This is a genomic window from Faecalibaculum rodentium (assembly GCF_001564455.1).
GTDB lineage: Bacteria > Bacillota_I > Bacilli_A > Erysipelotrichales > Erysipelotrichaceae > Faecalibaculum > Faecalibaculum rodentium.
Window position 1 is genome coordinate 451,449 of the sequence record NZ_CP011391.1, and the last position, 14,005, is coordinate 465,453.

The following is a 14,005-nucleotide window of genomic DNA, read 5'->3' on the forward strand; positions in this document are numbered from 1 at the left end:
GCGAAAAACCAGCTGTATTCCCTAATAAACGCCCCATATCTCTGTTAAACGTCATACTTAAGCCAAAATGGTCAATTTGACCATAATTCTATCGGAATTCCCATTTCATTTCAAGACTTGATTTGACACATGGGGATTCTACTGCTATTATAATAAACTGCAATATAGTCTGCCGGCGTATGCCTGCAGCAGTGAAAGGACGGCGTGCATGGACAGCAACAAAGCGTATCACGAGCTCGCGTGCGGCACAAAAAGCCAGCGGCGCGATTACTCCAAAGTCAGCGGCAAGCTGGAACTGCCCAACCTTGTGGAGATCCAGACGGATTCATTCGACTGGTTCACCAAAAAGGGGATCCAGGAAGTCTTTGAAGAGATATATCCGATCGAAAACTACGGCAAGAACATCAGCCTGAACTACGTCAGGTACCGGTTCGATGAACCGAAGTACACGGCCGAAGAATCGATGTACCGTGAATGCAACTATGCAGCTCCTCTCTACGTGGAGATGGAGCTGGAGATCACCGACCCGGAAACCGGCGAAGTGCGCACGAAAAACGAAGAAGTGTATCTCGGGGACTTCCCGCTGATGACCGATACCGGCACGTTCATCATCAACGGTGCGGAACGTGTCATTGTCAGTCAGATCGTCCGTGCCCCCGGAGCCTATTTCTCCGAGCAGTACGATGAAAAAATCGGGCGCCAGAACTACGCCAGCGAACTGATTCCCAGCCGCGGCACATGGCTGGAGCTCATGACCGAACAGAAGAAGACCACCAACGGCCGGGCCATCAATGTGTCCATTGACCGGCGCCGGAAGATCCTGTTCTCGATTTTCTTCAAGGCACTGGGCATGTCCCTGGGTCTGGAGAAAAACGAGGATGCCTACGACAAGGCACCCATGGAGACCTTCCTGAAGGCCCTGGGACGGGACTTCCAGGACGTGGCGGAAGACCCGGAACACCGGGAATACATGGATCTCTATCTCCTGCTGTACAACGCCTTCTTCGGCAAGTATGAAGAGATCGAGAACACGCTGCTCAACGACAAAGTCAAGACCAACGAAGAGGCGCTGCTCTCCTTCTACGAAAACCAGCGCTCGGATGAAATCCCCACACTGGACGGATCCATCTCCCTGATGCAGGCGAAATTCTTCGACCACCGGCGCTATGACCTGACCAAGGCAGGCCGGTACAAGCTGAAGAAGAAGCTGAACGCGGTTTCCCGTCTGATGAACCAGACGCTGGGCCAGGACATCCTGGACGTGGACGGCAATGTCATCATGGAAAAGGGAAAGCACATCGGACGGGATGAGAGAAACTTCCTGCGGGAAGAACTGGCGAAGGGCACCTACATGAATCCCTATCCCTTCCGGAGCGAATTCCACGAAGAGGACATCGTCACGATCCCCGTGGCCTGGAACACCGGCCTGATCGGCCGCGTCCTGGCCCGTGATGTCACCGCAAACGGCACCCTGTTGGAACAGGGCATGGTCCTGACGGGACAGGACGTGGACATGCTGAAGGCTGCAGGTGTCAAAGATGTGAAGATCTACTCCGGCCTGATCGCCAAACCGGTGGAAATCACACCGGAAAACGCAGACTCTGTCCTGAACTACGGACAGCGCCTGTTTGCGCTGGGACGCCTGACCAATGAACACGGAGAAGACCTGACAGACGATGAATTCGAGCTGCTGGTGCCCCGCTACACCGTGGGTGTGACCCCCGACCGGCTGGATGATGCCGTGATGATGGACATCCGCACCCGGGCGCTCAACGAACCCATGGAGGCCTGGCTCATCGGCTCCGCCCAGCAGGAACTGCTGGTGGAAGATGCCCAGGGCAACACGATCAAGATCACGGGCAACGATCCCTTCACGGAAAAGCACACCGTGACCATTCCCGACATCTACGCCTTCTTCTCCTATGACCTGAACATCATGGACGGCATCGGGGAAACAGACGACATCGATATGCTGGGCAACCGGCGCATCCGGTCTGTGGGCGAGCTGATCCAGAACCAGTTCCGGATCGGTCTGTCCCGCATGGAGCGCGTGGTCAAGGAACGGATGTCCATCCAGGAACTGGATTCCCTGACTCCGCGGAAACTGACCAACATCCGCCCGCTGACAGCGGCGATCAAGGAGTTCTTCTCCTCCTCCCAGCTGTCACAGTTCATGGACCAGCAGAACCCGCTGGCCGAACTGACCAACAAGCGCCGTATCTCCGCCCTGGGGCCCGGGGGTCTGACCCGTGACCGGGCATCCTTCGAGGTCCGGGACGTGCACTCCAGCCACTATGGCCGGATCTGCCCGATCGAGACACCTGAAGGCCCGAACATCGGTCTGATTTCCAACCTGACAACCTACGCCAAAACCAACGAATACGGCTTCATCCAGACGCCGTACCGTGTGGTGAACAAAGACGGAACGGTATCCGAGGAAGCCATCTACCTGTCTGCCGACGAAGAAGCGGATTATGTCATCGCGCAGGCCAACGAGGTGCGTGACGGCAAGCTGATCAACGAACGCGTCGTTGCCCGGAAAAACGGTGAAACGATCATCGCCGACAAGGCGGAAGTCGAGCTGGCGGACGTCTCCCCGAAACAGATCGTATCCGTGGCCACAGCCTGCATTCCGTTTCTGGAAAACGACGATGCCTCCCGTGCCCTGATGGGTGCGAACATGCAGCGTCAGGCCGTGCCTCTGCTGGTGCCCCACAGCCCGTTTGTGGGAACCGGCATCGAATACAAGATTGCCAAGGATTCCGGTGTGGGCATCGTGTCCCGCACAGCCGGCACCGTGACCTATGTGGATGGCCTGCGGATCGTTGTCACGGATGACGAAGGCAAAAACCACACCTACCAGCTGCGCAAGTTCACGCGCTCCAATGCCTCCACGTCCATCAACCAGCGGCCCATCGTGAAACAGGGCGAAAAGGTGAAGGCCGGCGACATCCTGGCAGATGGCCCGTCCATGGAAAACGGCGAGCTGGCACTGGGTCAGAACGTGACGATCGCCTACATGACCTGGTATGGCTACAACTATGAGGATGCCATCATCATGTCCGAGCGCATGGTGGCAGATGACGTCTATACCTCCATTCACCTGGAGGAATACGACATCGACTGCCGCGACACGAAACTGGGCCCCGAGGAAATCACCCGTGACATCCCGAACGTCGGCGAGAATGCAGTCCGCAAGCTCGACCAGAACGGTGTCATCATGGTGGGCGCCGAGGTCAAGGAAGGCGACATCCTGGTGGGCAAGGTCACACCCAAGGGCCAGAGCGAAGTCTCTCCGGAGGAAAAGCTGCTGCTGGCGATCTTCGGTGAAAAGTCCCGCGAAGTGCGTGACAACTCCCTGAAGGTTCCCCACGGCGGTGCCGGCATTGTGCACTCTGTCCGCACATTCAGGCGCGGCGACGGCAGCGACCTGCCGCCCGGAGTCAACGAACGCGTCAAGGTCTACATTGCCCAGAAGCGGAAAATTTCCGAGGGTGACAAGATGTCCGGACGCCACGGAAACAAGGGTGTCATTTCGAAGATCCTGCCCGTGGAGGACATGCCGTTCACAGCCGATGGCCAGCCCATCGACATCATCCTGAACCCCTTCGGCGTGCCGTCCCGTATGAACATCGGCCAGATCCTGGAGATCCACCTGGGCTATGCGGCGAAGAAGCTGAACCAGAAGTTCGCGACTCCCGTATTCGACGGGGTGTCCAACGAGGAACTGGCGGACATCATGCGCGAAGCGCAGATGACCGACGACGGCAAGCAGGTTCTGTATGACGGCCAGACGGGTCTGCCCTTTGACGAGCGGATCTCCGTGGGTGTCATGTACATGATCAAGCTGGCACACATGGTTGACGACAAGCTGCACGCCCGTGCCACGGGTCCCTATTCGCTGGTTACCCAGCAGCCCCTGGGCGGCAAGGCGCAAAACGGCGGCCAGAGGTTCGGTGAGATGGAAGTGTGGGCGCTGGAAGCCTATGGCGCAGCTCACACGCTGGAGGAGATCCTGACGATCAAGTCCGACGACATCCAGGGCCGGATCAAGACCTATGAAGCCATCATCAAGGGCAAGGACATCCCTGAACCGGGCATTCCGGAGTCCTTCCGCGTACTGATGCACGAACTGCAGGGCCTGGCCATCGACGTCCGTCTGCTGGATGACGAGGGACAGGAAGTGGACATCACGGCGGATGATGACGAACCGGGCATCATCAACGGCGAGTTCACCGAACACAGACACGACCACGACCAGGCGGCTCCGGAAACGGAGGAAGTCCTGGTCAACGATATGGAAACCGGGGAAACACCGGAGGGAACCGTGAATGTCCAGGCTGTGGAAGCCTCCGAGATTCAGCTCCCGGATGAAGAGAATCCGGGGGATATCCTGCCGGATGAAAACCCCGACGAGGAATTTCCTGCCATTGCGGAAGATGAAGATCTTCCTGCCGTAACAGAGAAGGAGGAAACTGACGCCGAATGAGTATCAACAAATTCAGCTCCATCCAGGTTCAGCTTGCCAGCCCGGAGACCATCCAGCGGTGGTCTCATGGGGAAGTGACCAAGCCTGAAACCATCAACTACCGTTCTCAGAAAGCGGAAAAAGACGGTCTGTTCTGCGAGCGCATCTTCGGTCCCACCAAGGACTGGGAATGTGCCTGCGGCAAATACAAGAAAGTCCGTTTCAAGGGCGTGGTCTGCGACCGCTGCGGTGTGGAGATCACCAAGAGCAGTGTGCGGCGTGAACGCATGGGCCACATTCATCTGGCGGCTCCCATTGCCCACATCTGGTATCTGCGCGGCATTCCTTCCCGGATGGCGCTGCTGCTGGATGTGACACCGAAACAGCTGGAGGAAGTCGTATACTTCGTCAGCTATATCGTCACGGATCCCAAGGACTCCGGCCTGGCCTACAAGCAGGTGCTGTCGGAGCGGGAATACCGGGAAAACCTCGCCATTCACGGCCCCACGGGCTTCACGGCACAGACCGGTGCGGAAGCCATCCAGCGCCTGCTGCAGGACGTGGACCTGGAGGCCGAATACGAAAACGTCCAGAAACAGCTGGAGAAGGCCCAGGGCGAAAAGCGCAAGAAGCTCATCAAGCGCCTGGATACCATCAATGCCTTCCGCCACTCGGACAACAAGCCTGAATGGATGATCCTGACGGATGTCCCCGTCATCCCGCCTGATCTGCGGCCGATGCTGCAGCTGGACGGCGGGCGGTTCGCGACGAGTGACCTGAACGACCTGTACCGGCGTGTCATCACCCGGAACAACCGTCTGAAGAAACTTCTCGAACTGGGTACGCCGAATATCATCGTGCAGAACGAAAAGCGCATGCTGCAGGAAGCCGTGGATGCCCTGATTGACAACGGACGCCGGTCCAAGCCGATCACCGGTGCCGGCGGCCGGGCACTGAAGTCCCTGTCCCACTCCCTGAAGGGAAAACAGGGCCGGTTCCGGCAGAACCTGCTTGGCAAGCGTGTAGACTTCTCCGGCCGTTCTGTTATCGCCGTGGGACCGGACCTGAAGATGTACCAGTGCGGCATTCCCCGTGAAATGGCAATCAACCTGTTCAAGCCGTTCGTGATCAACGAGATCGTGAACCAGGACCTGGCGGCCAACCCGAAGAACGCCGAGAAGCTCATCGAGCGCCGGGATCCCCGGATCTGGGATGTGGTGGAAAAGGTCATCGAAGGCTACCCTGTCCTGATGAACCGTGCGCCGACGCTGCACCGTCTGGGCATCCAGGCGTTCCTGCCGAAACTGGTGGAAGGACGCGCCATGCGTCTGCACCCGCTGGTATGTACGGCCTTCAACGCCGACTTTGACGGTGACCAGATGGCCATTCACGTGCCTCTGGGAGAAGAAGCCCGTGCGGAAGCCCTGGTCATGATGCTGGGCAGCCACAACATCCTGGGTCCCAAGGACGGCAAGCCGATCGTTACCCCGGGCCAGGACATGGTCATGGGCAACTTCTACCTGACGATGGAAGAGACTGCCGACGAGCTGTCTGCGGAAGCAGGCCGCTACGCGGAGAAGAACCTGCCGCTGGAAGCTGCAAACTGGCAGCGCTATGCGGACAACGAAGGCTCCGTGTTCGCCAACGAAGAGGAAGTCATGATGGCCTACCAGTCCGGCCAGGTGCACCTGCACTCCCGGATCGCCGTGCCTGTCAAGGGCCTGAAGAACACCGCCTTCGGCGAGGAACACCAGAACGACTATCTGGCCACGACCGTGGGCAAGATCATCTTCAACGGTATGTTCCCGGCGGATTTCCCGTACATCAACGAGGTGTCCAAGGAAAACTTTGTGGCCACTCCCGACAAGTACTTCATCAAGCCGGGTCAGAACGTGAAGGAATTCATCCAGAGCCGCGAAATCGTGCCGGCCTTCAAGAAGAAGGACCTGGGTACCATCATTGCGGAGGTGTTCAAGCGCTATTCCGTGGATGAAACCGCCGAAATCCTGGACCAGATCAAGTCCATGGGATTCAAGTACTCGACTACAGCCGGCATCACCGTGGCGCTGTCCGACATCGAGGTTGCCCCGAACAAGGAGCAGCACGTGGATGAAGGCCGTGCGAAGGCCGAAGCCCTGAAGAAGATGCAGCAGAAGGGTCTGCTGACGCTGCCCGAATGGGAATCCCGCCTGAACAAGATGTGGGACGACGTCAAGGACCAGATTGCGGATGAGCTGATGGACAACATGCCCCGGAAAAACCCGATTTTCATGATGAGTGAGTCCGGTGCCCGAGGCAACAAGCAGAACTTCACCCAGCTGGCCGGTATGCGTGGTCTGATGGCACGTCCCGGTCACGGTAAATCCCGGACGGGCGAGTTTGTGCCCTCGATCATCGAGGTGCCCATCTACTCCTGCTTCCGTGAAGGTCTGAACGTGAGTGAATTCTTCCTGTCCACCCATGGTGTGCGGAAGGGTCTGACTGATACCGCTCTGAAGACAGCGGAATCCGGATACCTGACCCGTCGTCTGGTGGATGTGGCACAGGATGTCATCATCAAGGAAGACGACTGCGGCACAGATACCGGTTACTGGGTGGAAGACCTGGTGGACCGCAAGACCAACACCGTCATCGAAAGCCTGCAGGACCGTCTGACCGGACGTTACTCCAAGCAGGATGTGCTGGATCCCGAAACCGGGGAGGTCATCATCGAGAGCGACCAGTTCATCGACGATGCCATTGCGAAGAAGATCGTGGATGCAGGCGTCAAGGGTCTGTACATCCGCTCTCCCTTCACATGCAAATCCTCCCAGGGCATCTGCCGGAAGTGCTATGGCCGGAACATGGCCACGGGCAAGGACGTCGAAGTGGGTGAAGCGGTCGGCATCATGGCTGCGCAGTCCATCGGTGAACCGGGTACCCAGCTGACCATGCGTACATTCCACACCGGTGGTGTGGCCGGTTCCGGTACCGGTGACATCACACAGGGTCTTCCCCGTGTCGAGGAACTGTTCGAAGCCCGTCACCCGAAGGGTGTTGCGGTCATTGCACAGATCTCCGGCGAGATCACGGCCATTGACCGTATCGAAGGCACCATGCGTCAGGAAGTCACCATCACCAACGAACACGAGTCTGTTCCGCACAAGCTGAATGCGAACCAGTCCCTGCGGCCGTGGGTCAAGGTCGGCGAGAAAATCGAAGCCGGTACGGCCATCACCGAAGGACCGCTGGATCCCAAGGAGCTGCTGCGCGTGGCGGGTGTCCGCGAGGTGCAGGACTACATCCTGAAGGAAGTCAAGAAGGTGTACCAGTCTCAGGGTATCGAGATTTCCGACAAGCACCTGGAGGTCATGATCAAGCAGATGCTGAAGAAGGTCATGGTCACGGACTCCGGCGATACAGACCTGAATGTCGGCGTCCAGCTGTCGCTGAACGAAATCACCCGCATCAACCGGGATGCGCTGCTGCAGGGCAAGATCCCCGCACAGTTCAAGCCCGTCCTGCTGGGTATTTCCAAGGCTTCCGTGGAAACGGATTCCTTCCTGTCCGCCGCTTCCTTCCAGGAAACCACGAAGGTGCTGACGGATGCCACGATCAAGGGCAAGGTCGACCACCTGGTGGGCCTGAAAGAAAATGTCATCATCGGCAAGCTGATTCCGGCCGGAACCGGTGCCACGGGTGACCGTCCGCAGAACCTGATCATTGCCCAGAAGGCACAGGAACTGCGTGAAAAGCGCCTGGCCCGGATGAAGGAAGTCCACGACGAGAAGTTCGAGGAGATCGTCTCTGCCAACGGCGGTGACATCCAGGAGTCGGCACCGTCCGTCTCCGATGAAGATCTGTCCATGCTCAACGAGGAAATCCTCGAGACACCGGACGAATTCTTCGGCGAAAACGAATAAATACGACAAAAACCGACGCTCTGTCTCATGACAGTGTGTCGGTTTTTGTCGTATGTGAATGATGCATGACCGTAAGCGACGTTAATTGCCCATATTAAAACAGGACTGATTCCCTGTACCATCATGGTATTGGGGACAGTCCTGTTTTCTATTTCTTATACAGATGTCCTGGAAGTGTCCTGGAGTATGGAAGCAGGTCTTCGAGTACTTCCTCTCTGATCCCTTCGTTCTTCAGCCTTGTCAGCACATATTCGATGTACTTCTCAGGCACCAGCCCATTCATGATTGCCGATTGGCTCAGACTGTACCATACTGCTGTTGCTTCCGCTGTTGCTTCCGCTCCTGCTTCCGTGTCCGCAAACAGGAACCCCTTCCGGCCTATCACGAACGGCTTCACCATCCGCTCCGCCAGGTTATTGTCGATCGGATAGTTCCCATCCTCCAGATAAAGGGCCAGCGAGTCTTTCCTTTTCAGGAAGTAGTTTGCTCCCTTTACTGCTTTCGAACCACTATCAAAACTCCGGGCGATCCGCTCCATTCCTGCGATCACCTGGTCAAAAAGCGGTTTAGACTCTTTCTGCCTCAGTTCGTATACTTCTTCCCGACTCAGTTTCTTCTTTTTCGCTCTGCTCTCCACCTCATAAAGCCTGTTGATGTTCCCAAGTGGCTCCAACAGGATCCCCAGTGCCGGATTCTCCCTGATATGTTTCAGTTTCATTTCTGTATCGTCTGGCAGATTCTTGAATGTCTGGTAGTCTGCACGGATCTTCACCGCATCATACAGATGCCGCCTCGCATGGGCCATACAACTCAGATGGATGGCTGCTGTGTAATTATCGTAGCCTTCGAATCCGTCTGACATCAGGGCCTTTTCGAATCCTTCTCCCAGGAATTCCCATACGAACTTCTGGGCCCTGCTCTTCTTGAACTGATATATGACCATCTGTCTGGCTTCATGCTCTGCGCTGACCCCGACGATCATGTAACAGTTCGTCCGATCCTGATCCCGACTCACTTCCAGGCATTTCAGTACGGTCTCATCCATATGGACCACATCACATTCCCTGAAATCCTGTATCATCCTGTCCACCAGAGCTTCTCCATAGATCTGGGAAGAACGGATCATCCAGCTGGCCATGATACTCCTGCTGAGGTTGAATCCTCTTCGCTGCCAGTCTTGTTCCTGTCTGTAAAGAGGCAGTCCCATGACTGTTTTCTGGGCTATGATGTGGGACACAAGAGAAGGCGAAGACATCGTATTCTCCAGAAGCGGTGCTTCTTTGCGGGCAGCCGGGATCATCACAGGCTTTCCATCCTCATCTTCACAACCTTTGGGGCAGACATAATTATGATCCACTTCCACTTCGACATAGAGGCGCTGCGGAACGTATTTGATGGTCCGGTGTACAGTCGGTTTCAGCTCCTTCATGGCTGTGCCACATACAGGGCACACCGGGTCCTTGCCTGCATCCGGATACACATCGATGATCTTTTCAGGAAGCGCCTTTGCTTTCTCCTTCATGGATCTGCGCTTTTTGGGGGACGCCGGTCTCTCTTTGCTCACAGTTTCCAGGACAGCTGATTCATCCAGGTCTTCGGGAGAAGACGTGGATGCGATCTCTTCCGCCTCGTTGAACAGGGATATGAAAAGCTGCTCGCTTTTGGAAGCGAAGCGGTCCATGGCCGCCTTCCTGTTGATCTGGTCTTTCAGGAACAGGTTGTCGGCCAGGAAGAGAGCGGCATCGACCAGGTCATCATGATCCAGAGATTCGAGGCTTTCTTTCATGGATTTGCGGGTGTAGTTTTCGAAGTCAAAAGAAGATAAGAAGTCCATGGCAAAAGTATAGGATAAAGAGGAAAAGGGGCAAACTGAAATGCCTTAAATAATTATTATGCTCACAGTTCCAGAAATGGTTCATTCGATATGACTGAAAACCGTCAGGGATCAGGAGATCTGTCTAGATATATTGAGGCATCACATGCCTGAAAGCCCGCTTCTGGTTTATGTCCAGTCCTTCCAAAAGCCAGTCCAGCTGCTGTGGGGAGATCTGCAGAAACGGATCCGGGGAACTCATCCGCCATTTGAAGGTTCCTTTGCTCAGCTGCTTGTGAAGGAGCCAGAACCCTGTACCGTCATAATGGAGGAGCTTGAGCTTGTTGTGTCGTTTGTTGGTGAAGACGAACATCGCATTCTGGAATGGATCAGTGTTCAGGATCGACTGGACATATGTACCCAGTCCATCTATGCCTTTGCGAAAGTCCACAGGTTCAGTGACCAGGTATAATCGGGAAATATCATCAAGTCCAGTCATGTAAAATCCCTCCGTGCCGGTATTGTCCCGCTACGGAGGGATTTGTCATAGATGGGTAATTAACGTCGCTTACGCATGACCTTCATTACAGTCATCCGGTCTCGTTTTGATTCGATGGCTGGAACTCACGAGCCGGGCTGACCTGTTATACTGTCATGTATGAACAACACATGGAATGAAGAAGAAACAGGCCGGTTTGCGACCATGCACGGCAACCGGGTCTGGACACTGGACGAAGAGGCAGCGGATCTTTTGCTGTGGTTTGGAGCCGATGTGATCTGGGGACCGGGACCGGTCATGATGCAGGACGGGCAGTACCTGGTCAATGGCATCCCGCAGGATCCGGCGGGGTTTCCGGCATGTGAACTTACCAGGGGCTGCGGCCGGCTGGTCAAGGAGGCGATCCTATGACGCTGTCAGCCGGCGGAATGGGTCTTGTCGCCGGGCTGGTGATTGCTCTGGTCCTGGGCGGATTCTGGGCCTGGTTTGTGAGGTCAAAGAAGCCGAATGAAACGGTGACCATCATTGGATGGGGTCTTGTCATGGCGCTGGTGCTGTGCGCCTTCTTCTTTGACCTGTATCTGCCGGAGTGAATATCCAGCAGAACACAATACGGGAGAGAACGGACGGTGGCTCTGTGGAAACACGGAAACCGCCCGTTGATATTTGCCGGGATTTGACACCATTCATGCCTGATAGAGACAGAAACAAAACTGCCTGTTTTCGCCTCAACCCCGCTGCCTGATAATGAGGCTGTCAAGGGAAGCCAGCCGCATGCAGCTGACGGAGGGCTGACCGACAGCTGCAAGGTACAAGGAGGCAGAATCATGAATGAATCCCCGACTGCCCGAAGGCAGCCTGCATCCCTGCATGACAGGGAAAGAGCCACAGCCCTGGAACTCTTGCCGTTGACTGCACAGGAACAGAAACTCAATGCCATGCAGCAGCTGAAAGAATGCGGGTATTCCAGGAGCCAGTCCCTGCATCACCTATGGGAGGACCACGAAGCGGACCGGAACCGCCTGTTTGTCTGCCGCCAGGCCGGTGACAGCATCCAGGCCCTGATGTTTGTGCAGACAGAGTCCGTGGATGCCGGCATCCATCATCCGGAGCCCTGTCGCATGGAAGTGGATGTATTCTCCTGGCAGACCGGCGGCAGGCAGATCCGTGCAGAAGACCTGTGGACTGCCGTAGACTGTCTGGCTGCCAGAGAACAGCTGTTTGTGACGCGGGCCAACATGGTGATTCACCAGATCCAGGCCGATACAGGCAGAAAACAGCCGGAAGAGCAGAGCCGGTCATGAACCAGGCAGACAGAAAAAGACAGCGGAGGCACCTGCCCGCTCCTGTGACGGGATGTGTCCGCTGTCTTTCTGCTTTTCTTCCTTATATATAAGCTGCTGAAGCTGCAGTCATCCGCATCTGTACCCTGAGGCAGGATGTCTCACTGCCCCTGACTGTCGCATCCGTCGGGAATCACTACGGCAAGACCGCCCAGGGAGCTTTCCTTCAGCTCCATCGGCAGTTTCATGCCAGTGATATTCATGGCCTCCACCACATGATCGAAGCTGACCCGCTCATGCTTCACCCGCAGAATATGCCGGGAGAGCCGGGCATTGTCCACACACCGCAGCGCAGCCATGGCATTCCGTTCGATGCAGGGGATCATCACATAGCCCCCCACGGGATCGCACGTCAGCCCCAGGTGATGTTCCAGACCCATCTCCGCGGCGTATTCCACCTGGCCGTCGGACTGCCCTGCGGCACAGGCGATCATGGCACTGCCCATGGCACACGCTGCGCCGACTTCCGCCTGGCAGCCGCCTTTGGCACCGGAGATCGTTGCATTGGTCTGAATCAGGTTGCCCACCAGACCCGCCACTTTCAGGCCCTTGAGCAGCTGTGCCCGGCTGTAGTTGCGGTCATGCAGGAAATGGTAGATCAGCGCCGGCAGGATCCCGCAGCTGCCCATGGTCGGGGCCGTCACCACGAATCCCCCGGCAGCGTTCTGTTCACTTGCGGCGAAGGCATAGCTGGCCAGCAGGAGGTGGAAGATCTCATCCGGATCCGTGCAGGCCAGGGCATCTTCATGCAGTTCCTTTGCAACGCGCTTGAGCTTCAGCGACCCCGGCAGGATGCCTTCGGCGGCCAGACCCTCACGGACACTGGCCAGCATGGCATCCATGATGTCGTCCAGATAGTCATTCAGCCCGGGGCCCTCCACCATATCCACATACTGATCCAGGGTGATGTCCTGCTCTTTGCACCAGCGGCGGATGGCCGCCATGGTGGAATGGGGATAGATCTCCGGCGTATTCGCTGCCGGGACGCCGTTGATTTCCAGTTTCCCGCCGCCAATGGAGACAAACTGCACCGTTTCCAGCTCTTCGCCATCTTGCAGAGCCGTGATGTACATTGTGTTCGGATGTACCGGCGTGCCCTTCAAGTCGAATGTCACCTCTGTGGCAGGACCCAGGGTGCGGATGAGGATGTCATCCGTCAGGTGTCCCTTTCCCGTCAGCGCCAGAGATCCCTGGAGCCGCACCTTCCAGGCATCCGCCTGAGGATGGCGGTGTTTCATATACAGGGCCGCGTTCATGGGACCCAGAGTATGGGAACTGGACGGCCCAGGTCCCTTCTTGAAAATTTCCTTGATACTGTGCATACCCTCAGTGTAGCATCCCTGTTCTCCCGTGACCGGATACAGCTTTCCTGCCGGTGTGACATGGTGACTGGACACCTGCCGATGATGGCGGATGGCACCCGCGGTGAAAGGATGCAGCAGGATGCCGCTGGAAACAGGAGCTGTCGCTGAACGAACGAGCACGAAAGGCTGCGTTAGCGCCACAAACTGGCATGGATACAGCCGGTAACCACGATACACTGTGATTGAAACAGGAACGGTCCGGAAAGGAGAACGATATGGAACTGCTTCTGATCATTGGATTTCTGTATGTTGTATACGCCATGGCCGGTTCCGGCAGCAGGTACGATGATCCGGATTCGGACAGCGATGGTCTGACCGACTGGGAAGAAGGGTACACGATCTGGCGCATGACAAAGCGCAACAGGGAACGCCGGCACAACCGGAAAAAGTGATGCCGGATTCCCATGTGCAGGGGCAAAGCCGCAGAATTTCAAATTTTGCACGTTCCCGATACAGCCGGCACGTCCGGACTCCATCTCCCTGATAAACGATGCTGTCCCGGGCAGGGAAAATTCATCAAACAGGCAATCAGAAAAACGGATTGCGCCGCAAATCTGACGTTCATTCAACTATGTTGGACCAAGTGTCACCATTTGGATTTGTTAAAGGCGCATAC

Annotated in this window: 9 protein-coding genes; 6 read left to right on the forward strand and 3 right to left on the reverse strand. The window is 56.5% G+C overall.

Going from position 1 to position 14,005, the window contains the following annotated elements:
* Positions 1–208 precede the first annotated feature (208 nt).
* Positions 209–4,489, forward strand: coding sequence for a DNA-directed RNA polymerase subunit beta (rpoB, locus tag aalo17_RS02250; RefSeq protein WP_067555041.1), 4,281 nt, complete (start codon positions 209–211; stop codon positions 4,487–4,489).
* Positions 4,486–8,370, forward strand: a complete 3,885-nt coding sequence (gene rpoC / locus aalo17_RS02255; protein ID WP_067555045.1) for a DNA-directed RNA polymerase subunit beta' — start codon at positions 4,486–4,488, stop codon at positions 8,368–8,370. The genes rpoB and rpoC overlap by 4 nt, the downstream gene beginning before the upstream one ends.
* Positions 8,371–8,518: 148 nt before the next feature.
* Here the strand turns inward: rpoC and tnpC are convergent, their stop codons facing one another.
* Both tnpC and tnpB read right to left on the reverse strand, forming a co-directional pair.
* Entirely contained in the window at positions 8,519–10,204 is a 1,686-nt protein-coding gene (gene tnpC, locus aalo17_RS02260) for an IS66 family transposase (RefSeq protein WP_082743187.1), read from the reverse strand.
* Between the two features lie 124 nt (positions 10,205–10,328).
* The gene (tnpB, locus tag aalo17_RS02265) at positions 10,329–10,682 is read right to left on the reverse strand and encodes an IS66 family insertion sequence element accessory protein TnpB (RefSeq protein WP_067553980.1); all 354 of its coding nucleotides are present in this window, start codon (positions 10,680–10,682) and stop codon (positions 10,329–10,331) included.
* 159 nt (positions 10,683–10,841) lie between these two features.
* Between tnpB and aalo17_RS02270 the strand changes: the two genes are divergently transcribed.
* From aalo17_RS02270 to aalo17_RS02280, 3 genes are all read left to right on the forward strand, one after another.
* Positions 10,842–11,093 (forward strand): hypothetical protein, encoded by a 252-nt coding sequence (locus aalo17_RS02270; protein ID WP_067555051.1) that lies wholly within the window; start codon positions 10,842–10,844, stop codon positions 11,091–11,093.
* A complete protein-coding gene (locus aalo17_RS02275; protein WP_067555054.1) occupies positions 11,090–11,275 on the forward strand; it encodes a hypothetical protein in 186 nt (61 codons plus the stop codon). The genes aalo17_RS02270 and aalo17_RS02275 overlap by 4 nt, the downstream gene beginning before the upstream one ends.
* Positions 11,276–11,509: 234 nt before the next feature.
* Positions 11,510–11,986, forward strand: a complete 477-nt coding sequence (locus aalo17_RS02280) for a hypothetical protein (protein WP_067555059.1) — start codon at positions 11,510–11,512, stop codon at positions 11,984–11,986.
* Positions 11,987–12,126: 140 nt separating this feature from the next.
* On the opposite strand, the gene aalo17_RS02285 is transcribed toward aalo17_RS02280, so the two are convergent.
* Positions 12,127–13,347: an L-serine ammonia-lyase, iron-sulfur-dependent, subunit alpha gene (locus tag aalo17_RS02285; RefSeq protein ID WP_067560051.1), complete on the reverse strand. Its 1,221-nt coding sequence runs from the start codon at positions 13,345–13,347 to the stop codon at positions 12,127–12,129.
* 257 nt (positions 13,348–13,604) lie between these two features.
* Here aalo17_RS02285 and aalo17_RS12765 point away from each other — a divergent pair, with 257 nt between their 5' ends.
* Positions 13,605–13,781, forward strand: coding sequence for a hypothetical protein (locus aalo17_RS12765; RefSeq protein ID WP_158507677.1), 177 nt, complete (start codon positions 13,605–13,607; stop codon positions 13,779–13,781).
* Positions 13,782–14,005: the final 224 nt, after the last annotated feature.